The organism is Sorangium sp. So ce363, from assembly GCF_051520435.1.
GTDB classification, from domain to species: domain Bacteria; phylum Myxococcota_A; class Polyangia; order Polyangiales; family Polyangiaceae; genus Sorangium; species Sorangium cellulosum_B.
Genome location: NZ_CP150333.1, coordinates 7972636 through 7990667 on the forward strand (window position 1 = coordinate 7972636; position 18032 = coordinate 7990667).

At 70.6% G+C, this 18032-nt stretch carries 13 protein-coding genes; 8 read left to right on the plus strand and 5 right to left on the minus strand.

The window, feature by feature from the left end; genetic code table 11:
* The first annotated feature begins 56 nt into the window (after positions 1-56).
* From WMF12_RS29885 to WMF12_RS29900, 4 genes are all read left to right on the plus strand, one after another.
* Positions 57-1712, plus strand: a complete 1656-nt coding sequence (locus tag WMF12_RS29885) for a hypothetical protein (protein ID WP_437850863.1) — start codon at positions 57-59, stop codon at positions 1710-1712.
* A 226-nt stretch (positions 1713-1938) separates the two neighbouring features.
* Positions 1939-2553, plus strand: a complete 615-nt coding sequence (locus tag WMF12_RS29890; protein ID WP_437850865.1) for a TetR/AcrR family transcriptional regulator — start codon at positions 1939-1941, stop codon at positions 2551-2553.
* Positions 2547-4280, plus strand: a complete 1734-nt coding sequence (locus tag WMF12_RS29895) for an ABC transporter ATP-binding protein (protein WP_437850867.1) — start codon at positions 2547-2549, stop codon at positions 4278-4280. Before WMF12_RS29890 ends, WMF12_RS29895 begins: the two co-directional genes overlap by 7 nt.
* Positions 4277-6289 (plus strand): ABC transporter ATP-binding protein, encoded by a 2013-nt coding sequence (locus WMF12_RS29900; protein ID WP_437850869.1) that lies wholly within the window; start codon positions 4277-4279, stop codon positions 6287-6289. The genes WMF12_RS29895 and WMF12_RS29900 overlap by 4 nt, the downstream gene beginning before the upstream one ends.
* Here WMF12_RS29900 and WMF12_RS29905 read toward each other — a convergent pair.
* A complete protein-coding gene (locus WMF12_RS29905) occupies positions 6279-6686 on the minus strand; it encodes a RidA family protein (RefSeq protein WP_437850871.1) in 408 nt (135 codons plus the stop codon). The genes WMF12_RS29900 and WMF12_RS29905 overlap by 11 nt on opposite strands.
* A 134-nt stretch (positions 6687-6820) precedes the next feature.
* Here WMF12_RS29905 and WMF12_RS29910 point away from each other — a divergent pair, with 134 nt between their 5' ends.
* Positions 6821-7762, plus strand: a complete 942-nt coding sequence (locus WMF12_RS29910; RefSeq protein ID WP_437850873.1) for a LysR family transcriptional regulator — start codon at positions 6821-6823, stop codon at positions 7760-7762.
* Between the two features lie 33 nt (positions 7763-7795).
* Here WMF12_RS29910 and WMF12_RS29915 read toward each other — a convergent pair whose 3' ends face one another.
* From WMF12_RS29915 to WMF12_RS29925, 3 genes are all read right to left on the minus strand, one after another.
* Entirely contained in the window at positions 7796-8959 is a 1164-nt protein-coding gene (locus tag WMF12_RS29915; RefSeq protein ID WP_437850875.1) for a pyridoxal phosphate-dependent aminotransferase, read from the minus strand.
* A 176-nt stretch (positions 8960-9135) separates the two neighbouring features.
* Positions 9136-11190 carry a sodium-translocating pyrophosphatase gene (locus WMF12_RS29920; RefSeq protein WP_437850876.1) on the minus strand — a complete coding sequence of 685 codons (2055 nt, stop codon included), beginning with the start codon at positions 11188-11190 and terminating at the stop codon, positions 9136-9138.
* 303 nt (positions 11191-11493) lie between these two features.
* Positions 11494-11916 (minus strand): DUF1810 domain-containing protein, encoded by a 423-nt coding sequence (locus tag WMF12_RS29925; protein ID WP_437850878.1) that lies wholly within the window; start codon positions 11914-11916, stop codon positions 11494-11496.
* A gap of 254 nt (positions 11917-12170) precedes the next feature.
* Between WMF12_RS29925 and WMF12_RS29930 the strand changes: the two genes are divergently transcribed.
* Positions 12171-13760 (plus strand): DUF1552 domain-containing protein, encoded by a 1590-nt coding sequence (locus tag WMF12_RS29930; protein WP_437850880.1) that lies wholly within the window; start codon positions 12171-12173, stop codon positions 13758-13760.
* 14 nt (positions 13761-13774) lie between these two features.
* On the opposite strand, the gene WMF12_RS29935 is transcribed toward WMF12_RS29930, so the two are convergent.
* Positions 13775-14455, minus strand: a complete 681-nt coding sequence (locus tag WMF12_RS29935; protein WP_437850882.1) for a hypothetical protein — start codon at positions 14453-14455, stop codon at positions 13775-13777.
* A 469-nt stretch (positions 14456-14924) separates the two neighbouring features.
* On the opposite strand from WMF12_RS29935, the gene WMF12_RS29940 reads away from it, so the two are divergent.
* Positions 14925-16034, plus strand: a complete 1110-nt coding sequence (locus tag WMF12_RS29940; RefSeq protein ID WP_437850884.1) for a hypothetical protein — start codon at positions 14925-14927, stop codon at positions 16032-16034.
* 681 nt (positions 16035-16715) lie between these two features.
* Positions 16716-18026, plus strand: a complete 1311-nt coding sequence (locus tag WMF12_RS29945) for a hypothetical protein (protein ID WP_437850886.1) — start codon at positions 16716-16718, stop codon at positions 18024-18026.
* The last annotated feature ends 6 nt before the right edge of the window (positions 18027-18032 follow it).

An 18032-nucleotide genomic window follows, 5' to 3' on the forward strand; every position in this document is an offset into this window, starting at 1 on the left:
GCCCGCGCTGGCTCGGTGGCGGCATCGAGGGTGCCACGCAACGGAGAGCCGACCCGATGAGACCCGAACCTGGTGCCCTCCGATCCGTCGTGTCCTGCGCCTGCCTGCTCGCTGCGGCGGCGGGGGGCTGCAACGCGATCATCGGGCTGGAGGTCGGTGAGCTGGCTCCGTCGCAGTCCGGCGCGGGCGCGGCCTCGGCCTCCTCCTCGGGAGGCCCTGGCACGGGAGGCTCGGGCGCCGGTGGTGCGGGCACCGGTGGTGCAGGCGGCGGCGACAGCGGCGGCGGCGGTGGAGGCAGCGGGGGCAGCGGCGGGGGCGGCGGGGGCGGCGGCGGGGGCAGCGGCGGCGGGGGTCCGCTGTGCAGCGACGCCGAGGGGACCCTCGTCGAGCCGTCGGCCAGCTGGGGAGAGACGCTCGGCTTCGACGTCGGCGACCTCGCGGCGTCGGACGGCGCGCTGACGGCGGTCATCACGGAAGTCCTCGACAGCGGGGCGTTTCGCTTCTCGGTCGCGAAGTGGACCTCCAGCGGGGAAAACGATTCCCGGTACGGGCTGTCGGCGAACGATGTCTGGGGCTTGCACCTGGCTGCGGGCGACGGCGCCACCTATGTTGCCGGGGAGGCCGCGGGGGCGACCAATCTCCCCGGTGGGCTGCTCGACGCGTGCCGCGTCGGCCCTGCGCTGGTCGCCACCAGCTACACGACGAGCTTCGTCGCGGCGCTCGACGCGAACGGCCGTTGCGGGTGGGCGTGGAGCGTCGACGCGCAGCACAACACCACGGCGCGCGCCATGGCGGCGAGCTCCGAGGCGGTCGTCTTCGCCGTCGACGTGACGGACGCCGGCCGGAGCTTCGGCCCGTGCGAGCTGAAGAGCGTCCCGGCGGAGTCGGCGTTGCTCGCCGCGCTCTACCCGGCGGACGGCGCGTGCAAGTGGCAACACCGCCTCGGGCCGCGGGCGGCCGTGACCGTCAAGGCGCTCCCCGTCAACCCGAAGGCGGGCGGCAACCTCGTGACCGTCGTGGGCGACTACGAGTCGCTCGGCGGAGCGGTCACGTTCGGTGGGCAGACCCCCTTCGCCTCGGAGCAGCGCGACGTCTTCGTCGCGCGCTACACGGCGATCGACGGCGCGCTGGTGGACTTGACCACGCTGAACCTCGAGGGAGATCAGCAGGTGGCGCAGCACGGCGCCGCGCTGCTCCCGGGCGGCGACGTCGTGATCGCCGGCTCGTACCGCGGGGTCGTCGACCTCGGCGGCGGCTGCCCGGCGTTGCCCGACGCGGGGGACACGGAGAACTTCTTCGTCGCGCGCGTCTCGAGGAAGGGCGTCGTGTGGAGCCGCGGGTTCGGCGACGACAAGGAGAGCCAGGTCGCGGCCGGCGTCGCGGTGGACGGCGCTGGCGCGATCTACGTCACGGGGGAGTTCACGGGCGCGATCCCGTTGGGGAGCGCCGGGAGCCTCACGACGTCCCAGAAGCGGGCGGGGTTCCTGATGCGGCTCGACGCGCAAGGCAACTTGATCTCGGCGGCCAAGGTCGAAGGAGCCGGCACCGTCGCCCTCCGCGTCGTCGCGGTGGACGGGGCGCTCGGCGGGCCGGTCTACGTCGCGGGCGCCGTGACGGGCGCGCTCCGCCTCGACGGGCTCGCCGCGCCGCTCGGGAGCGAGAGCGATAACGAGTCCCGCGGGTTCATCGCGAGGCTCTCCGGCGCGCGCTGATCCGGGGGCCTACCGGAAGCGCACAACCACGGACGACCCTGGGCCTCGTCGTCCGTGCGGAGGAGCGCACGGACGAAAGCGAAACGATTTCAATAGTTTCACCTGAGAATGGCGGCTGGGTCCTCCTTCCGTTGTGTCCCGACGCGGGCCCCACCGGCCGCCTTCACACCGAGTGAGTGAGCGCTCACTCTTGACGAGTGAGCGCTCACTCCGCTACACGGGACGCATGGCACCACCAAGCCGGCGAGCTCCTCCCCTGCGTCCGGAGGAGCGTCGCGCGAGCATCATCGCGGCGACCATCCCGCTGCTGCGCTTGTACGGCCGCGACGTGACGACGGCGCAGATCGCGATGGCCGCCGGCACCGCGGAAGGGACGCTGTTCCGCGTGTTCCCCGACAAGGAGTCGCTGATCCAGGCCGCGATCGCGACCCTGTTCGATCCGGCGCCGACGCTGCGAGAGCTGGAGCGCATCGATCTCGCGGCGCCGCTGCGCGAGCGCTTGATCCAGGCGGTCGAGGTCCTGCAGCGCCGCGTCGAGGGCATCTGGCAGCTCATCTCGATGCTCGGCATGACGATGCCGCCACCCATGCGCCCCGGGTCCGGGTGCGCTCAGGCGCCGCGCCAGGATGAGCAGCTTCACGTGCAGCTCGAGCGCCTGTTCGAGACGTCGCGCGACGAGCTGCGCTGCGATCCGGCGTATGCAGCGCGGCTCGTACGCATGATGACGTTCGCGGGCACACACCCGCGGATCACCGACGGCATGCCCCTGACCGCCGCGGAGGTCGTGGCGGTCCTGCTCGACGGTATCCGCCGCCGCTCCGAAGAGGAGGAGCCTTGCTGAGGCAGCTGTTGCGCCGCTTCCTGCGCCCACAGGCGCGCTTGCTGGCGCTCGTCGTCGCGCTCCAGCTCGTGGCGACGCTCGCTTCGCTGTACCTGCCGAGCCTGAACGCCGACATCATCGATCAGGGCATCGCGCTCGGTGATACGTCGCGGATCCTGGAGCTCGGCGCGATCATGCTCGCGATCACCGGCGTCCAGATCGTGTGTTCGGTCGCCGCGAACTACGCCGGGGCGCGCGTCGCGATGAGCTTCGGTCGCGACCTGCGCGCGGCGGTGTTCCACCGCGTCGGCGAGTTCTCCGCGCGCGAGCTGTCGCGGTTCGGAGCGCCGTCGCTCATCACGCGCACGACCAACGACGTCCAGCAGGTGCAGACGGTGGTGATGATGGGCTGTACGATGCTCGTCCTCGCGCCGATCATGTGCGTCGGCGGCATCGTGATGGCGCTGCGCGAGGACGGGTCGCTCGCCTGGCTGCTCGCGATCGCGGTGCCGCTGCTCGCGGGCGCCGTCGTCGCGATCATGTCGCGGATGGTGCCGCAGTTCCGGAGGATGCAGCCCCTCATCGACACCGTGAACCGCGTGCTGCGCGAGCAGATCACCGGCGTGCGCGTGATCCGCGCCTTCGTGCGCGAGCGCGCCGAGGCGGCGCGCTTCGAGCACGCGAACGGCGACCTCACCGACACCGCGCTGCGCATCGGCCGCCTGCAAGCGCTGATGTTCCCGACCGTGATGTTCGTCTTCAACGCTTCGAGCGTCGCCGTCCTGTGGTTCGGCGCGCACCAGATCGCGGACGGCACGCTCGCGATCGGCTCGATGACGGCGTTCCTCGCCTACCTGGTGCAGATCCTGATGGCCGTGATGATGGTGACGTTCATGGCCGTCATGCTGCCGCGCGCGGCCGCGTGCTCGGAGCGCATCGTCGAGGTGCTGGACACCGAGCCGTCCGTGCGCGCTCCCGACCAGCCCGTGACGCTCGTCGAGCCGACCGGCATCGTCGAGCTGCGAGACGTCGAGTACCGCTATCCGGGCGCCGAGCTGCCCGTCCTGCGCGGCATCTCGTTCGTCGCGCGCCCCGGGCAGGTCACCGCGATCATCGGCAGCACCGGCTCGGGGAAGACCACGCTGCTCGACCTGATCGCGCGGCTCATCGATCCGACGAGGGGCGAGGTCCGGCTCGACGGCGTCGACGCGCGCATGCTCGCCCTCGAGGCGGTGTGGTCGTGCATCGGGCTCGTCCAGCAGCGAGCCTTCCTGTTCTCCGGCACGGTGGCCTCGAACCTGCGCTACGGCGACCCCGCGGCGACCGACGAGCAGCTCTGGGCGGCGCTCGCCGCCGCGCAAGCGCGCGACTTCGTCGAGGCGATGCCGCGAGAGCTCGACACGCCGATCGGGCAGGGCGGCACGAACGTCTCCGGCGGCCAGCGCCAGCGGCTGTCGATCGCCCGCGCCCTGCTGCGCCGGCCGCGCGTGTTCCTGTTCGACGACGCCTTCTCCGCGCTCGACGTCGCGACCGAGGCCCGGCTGCGGGCCGCGCTCGCCGAGCGCACGCGCGCCGCCACGGTGATCCTCGTCGCGCAGCGCGTGTCGAGCATCGTCGACGCGGACCAGATCCTCGTGCTCGACAACGGCGAGATCGTCGGCCAGGGCAAGCACGGCGAGCTGCTCGCGTCGTGCCCGACCTACGCCGAGATCGTGGCCTCGCAGCGCGATACGGCGGTGGCCGCATGAGCGCGCGTCACGCGGGTCCCCCGCCCGCCGCCCCCGCGGGGGCGCGCTCCCCGATCCTGCCGCGCGGCCCCTTCGGCATGGGCGCCGCGCCGCCGCAGAAGGCGAAGCAGTTCGCCCCCTCCGCGCGGCGCCTCCTCGGCCGCCTCGCCCCCGAGCGCGCGCGCCTCGTGGTCGTGCTCGCTTGCTCGCTGCTCAGCGTGGGGCTCGGCCTGGCCGGTCCGAAGCTGCTCGGCCGCGCGACGGACATCATCTTCTCCGGCGTGATAGGCGCTCGCCTCCCGGCGGCCGCCACGAAGGCCGAGGCCGTCGCGGAGCTCCAGCGCTCCGGCCAGGCGCGGCTCGCCGAGCTCGTGGGCCACATGGACGTCGTTCCCGGCCGCGGCATCCAGCTCCGCGAGCTCGCCGAGCTGCTCCTGCTCGTGATGGCGCTCTACGCCGGCGCGTCGCTGTTCGCCTGGCTGCAGGGCTACCTGCTCAACGACGTCGTGCAGAACACCGTGCGACAGCTCCGCACCGAGGCGCAGGACAAGCTCGCCCGCTTGCCGCTCGCCTACTTCGACGGCCGCCCGCACGGCGAGCTCTTGAGCCGCGTCACGAACGACATCGACAACGTCGCGCAGGGCCTGCAGCAGACGCTGACGCAGATCATGAACGGCGCGCTGACGCTCCTCGGCATCATCGTCATGCTCGTCGTGATCTCGCCGGTGCTCGCGGTGATCACGCTCTTCACCGTGCCGCTCTCGGTGCTCACGACCGCGGCGGTCGCGAAGCGCGCGCAGGCGAAATTCGTGGCGCAGTGGGCGCAGGTCGGCGTGCTCAACGGCCAGATCGAGGAGGCGTTCACCGGCCACTCGCTCGTCAACGTGCTCGGGCGACGCCGCGACGTCGAGGCGCGCTTCCAGTCCACGAACCAGGAGCTGTTCGAGACCAGCTTCCGCGCGCAGTTCATGTCCAGCATCATCATGCCGGCGGTCAACTTCGTCGGGAACCTGACCTACGTCGCGATCGCCGTCGTCGGCGGCCTGCGCGTCGCGTCGGGCGCGATGCTGCTCGGCAGCGTGCAAGCGTTCATCCAGTACTCGCGCCAGTTCTCTCAGCAGCTCGGCCAGCTCGCGTCCGTCACGAACGTCCTGCAATCGGGTGTTGCCTCTGCAGAGCGGGTGTTCGAGCTGCTCGACGAACAGGGCCAGTCACCCGACGCCACCCCGCCCGCGGCCCTGCCGAAGGTGAGCGGCGAGGTCCGGTTCGAGCACGTCACGTTCCGCTACAAGCCCGACGAGCCCCTCATCGAGGACCTCGACCTCACGATCCTGCCAGGCCAGACGGTCGCGATCGTCGGCCCGACGGGCGCCGGCAAGACCACGCTCGTGAACCTCTTGATGCGGTTTTACGAGCTCGACGGCGGTCGGATCCTGATCGACGGCGTCGACATCGCGCGCTTGCCTCGCCACGAGCTGCGCGCGAGGCTCGGTATCGTGCTGCAGGATACATGGCTGTTCTCGGGCACGATCCGTGACAACATCGCGTTCGGCAACGCGGCCGCGACCGAGGCCGACATCCAGGAGGCAGCGCGCGCGGCGCACGTCGACCGCTTCGTGCGCGCCCTGCCCGCTGGTTACGATACGGTGATCGACGAGGACTCGGGCAACCTGAGCGCCGGCGAGAAGCAGCTCATCACGATCGCCCGCGCGTTCCTCGCGAACCCGGCGTTCCTGATCCTCGACGAGGCGACCTCCTCGGTCGACACCCGGACCGAGGTGCTCGTCCAGCGCGCGATGGCCGCCTTGCGGGCCCAGCGCACGAGCTTCGTCATCGCGCATCGCCTCTCGACGATCCGCGACGCTGACATGCTCCTCGTGATGAACGCGGGCCGCATCGTCGAGCGCGGCACGCACGCGGAGCTCCTCGCCGCAGGTGGCGCTTACCACGCGTTGTACCAGACCCAGCTCACCGGCAACGGCGGAAGCGGCGTGAAGCTCGAGGGCTACTCTGCTGCGCTCAGTCGATGACCGCGGTGGCCTCGACCTCGACCAGGTGCTCGGGGTCGGAGAGCCCGCTCACGCCCAGCAGCGTCCCTGGCGGGACCGGGGTGACTCCCAGCTTCGCGGCCGCCCGATGGATCCCCTCCAGCAGCAGGGGCATCTTGTCCGGAGTCCAGCCCACGGCATAGATGGTCAGCTTCGCAACGTCGTTGAAGGAGCCGCCAACCCCGGCCAGGGCGGTGGCGACGTTGAGGTAACACTGCTCGACCTGAGCGGCGAAGTCGCCCCTGCCGATCGTCCTCCCATCAGCATCCCAGGCGACCTGACCTGCGATGAACACGAGCTTCGACCCGGTGGCGATCGACACCTGTCGGTACGCCTCGATCTTCGGCAACCCGCTGGGGTTCACCAGGGTGATGGCCATGCTGCCTCCTTCGTCCTCTCCCTGCGCGCAGGGCGGCATGCCCGGCCGCGCGCTGGTTAGATGCGCCCTCCCCGCCGCGACCGGTAGACCCACGGCGCGAAACGAGCCGATCAGCGCTGCTATACAATCGCGCCATGAACCGCGCGACGGACCGCTTCGAGGGTCTGACCGTCTTCCTCACCGTGGCGAGGCACCGGAGCTTCCGCGCCGCCGCCGCGGAGCTCGGCGTGACCACGGGCGCCGTGAGCCAGGCGATCCGCGCCCTCGAACGCCGCGTCGGCCTCCCGCTCCTCTCGCGCACGACGCGCCGCGTGGGGCTCACCGAGGCCGGCGAGCGGCTCCACGAGCGCCTCGCGCCCGCGGCCGGTGAGATCAGCGCCGCGCTCGAGGCGCTCGACGAGCTCCGCGGCCAGCCCGCGGGGCTGCTCCGCCTCACCGTCGCCCGGACGGCCGTGCCCTTCGTGATCGAGCCGGTGCTCCCGCGCTTCCGCCGCGCTTACCCCGACGTGGCCGTCGAGATCTCGGTGGACGACGCCCTGGTCGATCTCGCCGAGACCGGCTTCGACGCCGGCGTGCGGCTCGGCGAGGACCTCGCCCAGGACATGACCGCCGTGCGCCTCACGCCGGATCTCCGCTGGCTCGTGGTCGGCGCGCCGGCGTACTTCGCCGCCCACGGCCGCCCGGAGGAGCCCGAGGATCTGCTCGCCCACACGTGCATCCAGTACCGATTCCAGAGCGCCGCGCTCTATCGCTGGGAATTCGTGCGCGATCACCGCGAGATCACCGTGCACGCCCCTGGCACGCTCACGGTGAACGACGCCGATCTGGCGGTGTCCCTCGCGCGCGATGGGCTCGGGCTCGCGTACATGTTCGATCTGGCCGTCGCCGAGGATCTGGCCAGCGGGGCGCTCGCGACGGCGCTCGAGCGCCATGCGCCGACGGGGCCCGGGTTCTTCCTCTACTTCCCCGCCCGCGCGCAGACGCAGGCGAAGCTGCGCGCGTTCATCGACACGGCGCTCACCGTGCTCATGCCAGAGGGCCGACGGAAGCCGAAGGAGACGCGCGCCGCCTCGTGAGCTCCCCGGGCCCCCCCGGCGACCCCCCGGCGGTCACCGCGCGCGCTGCCAGGCGACGATCCGCGTCACCGCCTCGTCGACCTGCTCGACCGGGGCCGCGAAGGACAGCCGGACGTACCGCGCGCCGCCGACGCCATCGAAGTCCGTGCCCGGCGTGAGCGCCACGCCCGTGTCGGCGAGCAGCCGCTCGCACCACGCGACCGAGTCGTCCGTGCCGACGTCGGCATACAGGTAGAAGGCGCCGTCGGGCGGGGCGACCTTCCAGCCGAGCTCGGGCAGCCGCCGCAGCAGCAGGTCGCGCGCGGCCGCGTAGCCCTCCACCAGCCGGTCCGCCTCGGCGTACACCTCCGGGGTCAGGGCCGCGAGCGCCGCGTGCTGCGCCAGGGCGGGCGGGCACAGCGCGAGGTTCCCCGCCAGCGCGTCGACCGTCGGGACGAGCTCCGGCGGCAGCACGAGCCACCCCAGGCGCCAGCCCGTCATGGCCCAGTACTTCGAGAAGCTCGACACGACGACCGCGCCCGCGTCGACGTGGCGCGCCGCCGTCGCCTGGCGCCCGGCCCACGGGCCGTACGTGAGGCCGTGATAGATCTCGTCGCTCACCAGCCGGACGCCATGCTCCGCGCACCAGCGCGCCATCGCGTCGAGCTCCGCGGCGTCGACCATCGTGCCCGTCGGGTTCGCCGGGCTCGCCAGGACCACGCCATCGAGCTTTGCACCGTCGCACGCGGCCCTGAGCTGCGACGTTGTCAGCTGGAAGCGGCTCTCCGGGCCGCACGGCAGCTCGACCACCTCCACCCCGAGGGAGCGAAGGATGTTCCGGTACGCCGGGTAGCCCGGGCGAGCGAGCGCCACGCGGTCACCCGCCTCGAACGCCGCAAGGAACGCGAGCAGGAACCCGCCCGACGACCCCGTGGTGAGGGCGACGCGCGACGGGTCGAGGTCCACGCCGTACCAGCGGCCGTAGTGCTCCGCGAGCGCGCGGCGCAGCGCCGGGATGCCGAGCGCCTCGGTGTACCCGAGGTCGCCCTCCGCGAGGAGCGCGGCCGCCCGCGCGCGCACGGCGGCGGGCGCCCCTGAGCCCGGCTGGCCCGCGCACAGGCTGATGACCGGCTCACCCGCCGCGCGCCGCGCGTTGGCGGCGGCGAGCACCTCCATGACCGCGAACGGCGGCACCTGCGAGCGGCGGCTGATCCTCACCCGGACATCCTTCTCCCCCGCCGAAGACAGGCCATTTACAGCACAGAAGCTCCGCTGTCAGCCGAGGAAATTCGATGGCTGAGGCAGGACGAGAGCCGTGCGTGAAGCCACAAAAGCGAGAACGCGGCCGGTGAGGGCCGCGCTCTCTGGGTTGCTCGCTGCGACGGCGCGTCCGCTCAGGCGATGAGCGGGGCGATGAGGAGCGACACGACGCCCATCACCTTGATGAGGATCGAGATGCCGGGGCCCGACGTGTCCTTGAAGGGATCGCCGACGGTGTCGCCGACGACGGCGGCCTTGTGGGCGTCGGAGCCCTTCGCGTGGCCGTCGAGGCCGCCCTTCTCGATGTGCTTCTTGGCGTTGTCCCAGGCGCCGCCGCCGTTCGCCATCATCAGCGAGAGCACCGCGCCGACGACGAGCGCGCCGGCCAGCGTGCCCGCGAGGACCTCGGGGCCGGCCACGAAGCCGACGACGACCGGCGCGAGCACCGCGATGGCGCCGGGCGCGATCATCTCGCGGATGGCGGCCGACGTGGCGATGTCGACGATGACCTTCGGCTGCGGCTCGACGCCCGGCTTGCCCTCGAGCAGGCCGGGGATCTCGCGGAACTGACGGCGGATCTCCTCGACGATCGAGCCGGCCGCGCGGCCGACGGCGGTCATCGTGAGCGCGCCGACGAGGCACGGGAGGAGGGCGCCGAAGAGCAGTCCCATGAGGACCTTGGCGTCTGTCAGATACAGCACGAGCTCCGGGAGGCCCTTCGCGCGGCGGACCGCGTCGACCTCCATGTTGAAGGCGGCGAACAGCGCGACGACGGTGAGCACCGCCGAGCCGATCGCGAAGCCCTTGCCGACGGCCGCGGTGGTGTTGCCGACCGCGTCGAGCTCGTCGGTGATCGCGCGGACCTCCTTGCCGAGGCCGGCCATCTCGGAGATGCCGCCGCCGTTGTCGGCGATCGGGCCGTACGCGTCGACGGTCATGACGATCGCGGTGCCAGCGAGCATGCCGACCGCGGCGAGCGCGATGCCGTAGAGGCCGAGGTAGTGGTTCGAGATCCAGCCCACGGCGACGAGGGTCATGAGGGGGATCGCGACGCTCTCGAGGCCGACCGCGATGCCGCGGATGACGTTGGTGCCGGGGCCGGTGAGCGAGCTCTGGGCCACCTTGTGGATGGGGCCCATCGACGTGTAGTAGTCGGTCACGAGGCCGACGATGGCGCCGCCCGCGGCGCCGGCCGCGAGGGTGATGACGGCGCCGAAGCTGAAGCCGAGCCCGGGGAGGATGCCGGCCGCCGCGAGCACGACGAGGAACGGCGGGACGATGAGCGCGAGGCGCAGCACCCGGGCCGGCGGCAGGTTCTTGAGCGCGCGCGTGATGAAGATGCCGACGACCGAGACCGCGAGGCCGATCGTCGCGAGCAGCAGCGGCAGCGACACGGCCATCGCGCGGAGCTCCTGCTCGCTCACCGACGGCGCGAGCTGCTGCAGCTTGGCGATCGGCAGCGTGAGGCCGAGCGCGATCGCGGCGACGACCGCGGCCACGTAGCTCTCGTAGATGTCGGCGCCCATGCCCGCGATGTCGCCGACGTTGTCCCCGACGTTATCGGCGATGACGCCCGGGTTGCGGGGGTCGTCCTCGGGGATGTTCGCCTCGACCTTGCCGACGATATCGGCGCCGACGTCGGCGGCCTTCGTGTAGATGCCGCCGCCGATGCGGGCGAAGAGCGCGATCGAGCTCGCGCCGACGGCGAACGAGTGGACGATCGTCGCGAGGTGCTCGTCGTTGCGGAACAGGGCATAGATGCCGCCCAGGCCGATGAGGCCGAGCCCCGCGACGCAGAGGCCCATGACGGCGCCGCCGTCGAGCGCGGTGACGAGCGCGGTGGGCTTGCCGTGCGCGCGCGCGGCCTCGGCCGTGCGAACGTTGGCGTACGTCGCGGCCTTCATGCCGAAGAAGCCGGCGATGAGCGACAGGAACGCGCCGGCGGCGAAGGCGACCGCGGACAGGAGCCCGAGCGTCGCGGCCAGGAGCGCAAAGACGGCGGCGGCGTAGACGGCGAGCACCTTGTACTCGCGCGCGAGGAAGGCCATCGCCCCCTCGCGGACGTAGCGCGCGATGCGCGCCATCGTCTCGTTGCCTTCAGGGGCCTTCTTGACACGCACGTAGAAGGTGCGTGCGACCATGAGCGCGACGGCGCCCGTTACGAGCGACTGGTACGACAATGCATCCACGGGTGATGGTCCTCTCGCCCGCCCCCGGCCGGAGCGAGCGCCGGCTCACTCGTCCGTCCACGACGGCGGATCAAGTGGGAAATTGCGTTGCCTCGGTTCCAGGCGGCCGCCCAGGGCGAAATCTGGAACTGGCGCCCTGGGACGTGGCGTCCGCAACGTCGGTCGTGCTGGTTCCCGCGCGAGCCGACAGCAACCGTGGCATCGGAATGTTACAGGCAAGGACGGCGCACCCGACGCGACGCGAGCGCGTCGACGATCCACCCACGGGGGGCGATCCAGCGGCGCGTCCGGCGACGGCCGGCGCTACCCGAGCAGCGCGAGCGTTCGCGGATCGGGCTCGCCGCCGCAGTACTTGTCGAGCGCCGCGAGGAACGCCCCCTCGCCGGGGGCCGCGCGGGAGAACAGGGTCATCGACGAGCAAAACTTCATGTCATCGGGGCTATCGAAGATGTCATAGAGCGAGCGCCCCTCGATCTGGTTCACGAGGCGAGTGCACTCCAGCAGTCTCGGACCGAGCGTCGGGTGCTGCAGATACGCGTCGGCTTCGCCCTTCGAAGCGATGCCGAACCTCTGAGCCATGGCGCTGTGGCCCAGGCCCTTCAGCTGCGGAAAAATGAACCACATCCAGTGGCTGGTCTTCTCTCCTCGGCGCAATTCGGCCAGGACGCTGTCATAGACCGGAGCCTGCGCGTCCACGAATCGTTGCAGGTTGTACGGATCGGGCATGGGCGCTCCTCGACCCGAGAGTAGCATTCGCTCGGGCCGCTCGACACCGGTGTTCCACTCCTGTTGCCACCATCCCGCATGGCTGTGCCGCGCGGGCGAATTCTCCGTTGGATGGTCCTCGCGGATGGAGCTCTACTGGGCGTGAGGAGCATGCGAGCATCCCGACAGCGCTCGCACATCGGGACGACGACGTTCGTCACCATGAGGCGACCCGCGGTCCCCCTGCGTTCAGCACCCGACAAGGAAGCCCGCCCATGGCGAAGAACCTGACCCGAAGATTGTTCCTCCGAGGCCTGGGTGGAGCTGTCGTCGCTGCGCCGTTCTTGAGCTCCATCGTAGGGCGCACCGCGAAGGCGCAGCCGGCGGGCGCCGGGGCGCCGAAGCGGCTGATCGTCCTCTTCACGCACTATGGCTGCCTGACGAACCGGTGGTTCCCGGAGAAGGCCCATGGGCCGCTGACCGCCGCCGATTACGAGGCGACGACGCTCAAGCATCTCGCCCCCTTCGCGGCCAAGCTCCTGGTGCCCCGTGGCATCCGGGCGATGAACGAGTGGAGCTTCGGGCGAACCCACGGCCAGGACGAAGATCCCCACGGCCAGGTCATGGGATCGTATTTCACCTGTCACCCGGTGACGCCCCAGAGCCCCAGGTTCGACGCCAAACCAACCGGTCGATCGCTCGACCACATCTGCGCGGATCAAGTCAACCCCGGCGGCGCGGCTCCCCTCGTGATGCAGATCGGCGGGGTGAGATCAGACGCCAAATCGAATTTCTCGTACTCCGCGCCCCAGCAGATGTTTCCGGGCATCGGGTCTCCGGCGGCGATCTTCAACAACCTGACGAACCTCTTCGATCGCGGGTCCATGTCGCCGGACACGTACAAGGTGGCCCGCGGCAAGAGCGTCATCGACGTCGTGCGAGACGACCTGGCGACCCTCCAGCGGTTCGACATGAGCCAGTCGGACAGACGAAAGCTCTCCGATTGGATGGATCTCCTCCACGAGACGTCGGGCACGGTCACGGCCCAATGCAGCGAAGCCACCGCGACGGCGCTCGGCTTGACGAGCCAATCCGTGCAGGCGTCGCAAGATGGCGCCGCCCGCGACCTGTCGAAGGTGACGAACGTCATGATGGATCTCGCCGTCCTCTCGGCCCTCTGCGACCAGAACCGCGTCATCTTCATGAAGTTCCCCGGGACCACGGTCTTCACGTGGGACGGCATCGATCACACGATAGAATCCCATGGCATCTCCCACCGGATCGGCAACGCCAGCATGGGCGGGACGTGCGTCCCTGGGGTGCTCGAGATGATCCATGAGATCGACGACTGGTATGCGAAGAAGTTCGCTTACCTCGTCGGTCGGCTCGACAGCCTGGAAGAGGGCGACGTGAAGCTCCTCGACAACACCGCGACCGTCTGGTTCCAGGAATGTTCGGACGGCAACAGCCACAACCTCAACAACCTTCCGATCCTCCAGGCGGGGAGCTGCGGAGGCTACTTCAAGGTGGGTCAGGCCGTGAACGTCGAAGGCGCCAAGGCGGACCTGACCCGCGGCAACAGCGAGGGAGCTTGCGGCCCCGGTCAGACGGAGCTCGCCTTCAACGAAGTGGATTCCACCGGGACCCCGCCGGACATCGCCACGCAGCCGATCAACAAGTACTTCTGCGGCTTGATGAACGCCATCGGGGTGAAGGCCGGTCCGGACGGCTTCCCGGCGGTGGGTGGCACGCACGAGGTGACCCACTTCGGCAAGTACGACGACACCACGCTCTTCGCCGACGCGGACAATCCAGCGGTCATCAAGGACCCGGGGGAATTCAAGGCGCTTCGCGCGAACAGCTGAGCGTCGCGCGCGGGTTACAGGCCCGTGTGCGTCCCCGTGATCCAGACGGTCGCGTGGGAGCCGTCGGGCTGCGTCGCCCAGGTGCGGACACGGTACTTGCTCGTGGCGACCTGCTGCGCGGTCCCGTAGTTCTCGTGGTAGTAGACGAACGTCGGCGTCGAGCAGTGCCCGCGGCCGGTCAGCGGGTTGTCCCAGAGCCACGTGCCCGCTTGCTCCTTGTACGTGAGCTGCACGAACTGGCTCGTGGCCGCGTCCCAGCGCTGCACGCGCGTGGCCATCTTGGTGTTCGCGCAGTCGCTCATCGCCTGCGACGCGTCGCTCCACGAGGTGGAGGAGGCCCCCCAGAAGGTAGGCTGTACGTCGAAGCGGTATGTCTCCGGGGTCTGGTGCTGGTAATAGCCGGGCACGGGGAAATCCACGATCGTCGTCGCTCGATCCTGCCCGATGTCCGGACAGATGCCGTCGATCCACTGGTAGGCGCGGACGTAGGTCTCGCTTGCTCCGACCGCGGTGAGCTGCGGGCTGGTGAAGTTCGGGTCGGTCCCCATCGCGCAGGGGTCAGGGTTTCCTCCGAGCTCTTCGGCGCTCTCCGCCGTGTCTTCCTCGTCGAAGCTGCCGGCGTCCGCCGCCACGCAGCCCGTGACCATCGAGAAGGTGATGAGACCGAGACCGAGATGATACGCAGCCATCTTCATGGTGTGACTCCCCTTGGTATGACGGCCACTCAGGCCGTGCCCGCGCCCGCCCCCGCACCAAACCAGAGAGCAGGGAGCGTGCCTGCGACGATCCCCTGAGCGCTCCTGTGCCCTCAATGATCTCGCAGCGCAGGATCGCGATGCAGGTCGTGGGGCAGACCGCCGCTCGACCCGGCGATGGAGGCGGCAGCCTCCTCCATACGGCAGGGCGATGGAGGCTCGCGCCTCCACCTCGACCCGCGAGCTGCTTGAGGCCCGCGAGCTGAAGCCGCCCGCCAGAGCTCGCGACGCGGCCTTCGTGGGGTCCACCTGGCGCGCAAATTTCGAGCGCGAAGCGAGGAAGCGTGGCCCGCGGGCTGGCCGCTTGCGCAGACGCCAGACGTGAAGATGCTCACTCCTTGAATCGGGGCCAGCGCTCGACGATCGATCGTGCATGCGGAGCACGGAGCACCTGGGTATCCTTTGTGTCATGGCGCTTGAACGGAGGGCGGCGCGGCTCGTGGCAGTGGGCGCCACGATGCTCGCCATGGGCTGCAGCGGGAAGTGGACGACGCAGGAGAGCGACGCAGAAATAGAAGGCGGCGCGGGAGGGAGCGCCGGCACGGCGCAGGGCGGCGATCCGGGGAGCGCCGCGGCCTGCGCGGCGGGGGAGGCGCGCTGCAACGCGAGCGGCCTGCGCGAGACGTGCACGAGCGACGGCGGCTGGCGCGTCTCCGATTTCGTGTGCGCGCGAAACGTCGCGGTCGACGATGACGTCGGCAGCTATTGTGTGACGAAGACCGACGGCAGCTATCGTTGCTGGGGCGACGATCCGGGCGGCGCGCTGCCCGCCGAGCGCTACCGGCGTGTCCAGCTCACGCGACAGGGGCTGATCGGGCTCACCGAGGACGGTCGGCTGCTCGCCGCCGAGACGCTCCTGCCAGACGGGCTGCCAGCTGTCGCCTCCTTTCGGGCGACGAACATGTGGGGCGAACAGGGCGTGTGCCCGCTGTTCGTGGACGGGTCGTTCGCGGTGCTGCTGGATCGCCTGCAAGAGAACCTCCCGGAGCACCCGGACAAGGTGGTGGAGTTCGAGGGCCCATTCACGCAAGCGCTCTGCGCCTGGGAGGGGCTCGTCGCCGGCGTGCGCCCGGATGGCAGCCTGTGGCAGTTCCATGGCATGGAGACGATCCCCGGTGAGTTCACCCAGGTGGCGTTCAGCAACCGCATCGTCTGCGGGCTCACGAAGGCGGGCGGCATCCAGTGCTTCGAGCCGACCATCTCTTGCGGCAACACCCCCAGCACGCACTGCGCCGGGCCCGAGTATCCCGAGTTTTCGGGCGGGCCGTACCGTTCCATCACCGCCACGGCCGGAGCGGTGTGCGCGATCGACGCCGAGGGGGCTCTCACGTGCAGGCGCTACGACGGCGCCGAGATGCCGATCGACGCCGGGCGCTTCACGTTCATCGAAGGCGGGTACGACCTCCTTTGCGGCGTGCGCACCGACGGCTCGGGCGCCTGCTTCCGCCACGGCGGCTGGAACCTTGGTGAGGTCGGTCCGTTCGTGCCCGTCGAGCCGGCGCTCGATCCCGGCTGGTGAGCGCCGGGGCCGCGATCGTCGCAGCGAGGCGCAGGCGCGGCGGCGGCGTCACGACGTGAGCGCCGCCGCGCTCGGCGAGCGCGGCCGTGGCCCTTCGCCGCGCGCGGACCGCGTCGGGCGGATTCTTAGCCACCTACGTCTGCAACCGCTCAGCGCCCGTGGCGCCTCTCCCTGGACCGGCGCGCGTTCAGGTCGACGGCGGACTCGCAATGCCAGGCAACCATGGAGTTGAAATGATCGAGATGATGGCAACATCGATCCCTACACGGGAGACCATGGCCCGCGCGCCCCATGGCTCGCAGGTCGCCATGGTCGAGCAGAGAGCGCGCATTTCGAGGCGCGCTGGAGGAGCTCATGCCTCACGTCTCGACGATCCTCATGAACAGCAGGATGCATGCCGCCATGGTGATGACATCCGCCATGGTCGGTTGCGCCGCGCCCCCTGAAAGCAACCAGGGGAGCCCCGAGCCCGACGGCGCAGCGGCGTCCGCGAGCGCGCTCCGGACGAATGACAGGCACCCACGGCGCGGTCACGGCCACGGCCACGGTCACGGCGCAGCGAGCTGCAATGATCACAACCCATGCACCCTGGACGCACGCGTCAGGTGGGCATGCGTCCATGCGCCCGCGCCGTATGGACCGCCGCCGTCGCGGGGGCGAAATCGCTGCGGCGAGGGCGAGGTGTGCGACGGACACGGCGCCTGCGTGGAGCCGGGCGCGCCGCTCTGGAGCGTGAGCTTTCCCGGCGAAGCGTCGTTCGCGAGCATCAACGCCGACGGGGCCAGCAATGTCCTCCTCACTGGCCAGCTCAGCGGTACGGCCGATCTCGGCGGAGGCCCGCTCACGAGCGCGGGGCAGCGCGACGTGCTGATCGCGAAGCTCGATCCGGACGGCGGGCTCGCCTGGGCGAGGCGCTACGGCGGCCCTGGGGACGAGTTCGGCGCGAAGATCGCCGCGCTCTCCGACGGGAGCCTGGTGAACGCGGGAGGCTATGTCGACTCGCTGGATGTCGGCGCCGGGCCGATCCCCAGCGCCGGGCTGAGCGACATCTACGTCATGAGGACGGACCCGGCAGGGGACCCCGCGTGGGTCCGCCATTTCGGCGATCCGGCCTATCAAGACGTCTATGGCCTGTCGGTCGACGGCGAGGACAACGTGGTCGTCCTCGGCTCGTTCGAGGGGACTGTCGACTTCGGCGCGGGGCCGGTGAGCAGCGCGGGCGCGCAGGACATCTTCCTGTTCAAGCTGGACCCGGCGGGCAACACCCTCTGGAGCAAGGGCGTCGGGAGCGACTCCAGCGACGGGTCGGTCGCCCTCACGACGGACCCGATGGGCAACGTGCTCTTCGGAGGATCCGTGGGCCCCGGCGCGGATCTGGGCGGCGGGCCGCTCCCGGACCCTCGACTCTTCGTCGCGAAGCTGGATCCCGCGGGCAACCACCTCTGGAGCAGGACGTTCGGAGACACGTCCGGCTTCATCCAGGACGTCGAGGCGGACCCGGCGGGCAACGTGGTCGTGGCCGGGCAGACGGGCACCACCATCGACCTCGGCACGGGGCCGATCATCAACGAGGGCTACCAGGCCGCGTTCCTCGCGAAGCTCGACGCGGCCGGGAACACCGTCTGGAGCAGGGGCTTCAGCGCGCCGGAGAGCCTTGTCGTCATCACCTCGATCGACGTCGACAGCCAGGCGAACGTGGTCGCCTCCGGGGTGCTCGTCGCCGACGTCTCGGCGACGCTCGATTTCGATGGGATCCCCTTCCCGTCAGGGCACAACCCGTCGAGCTACAGCGCGCGCACCTTCCTGGTGAAGTTCGACGCCGGCGGGCACGTGCTGTGGGTCGAGGGGTTCGACACGGAGCGACCCTTCAGCATCGTCGTCGATCCGCTCGATCGCGTGCTGGCCACAGCGACGTTCACGGGCACCCTCGACCTCGGCTCTGGCCCGCTGACAGGGGACGAGGACGTCTTCGTCGCGGCGTTCGGCCCCTGACCCACG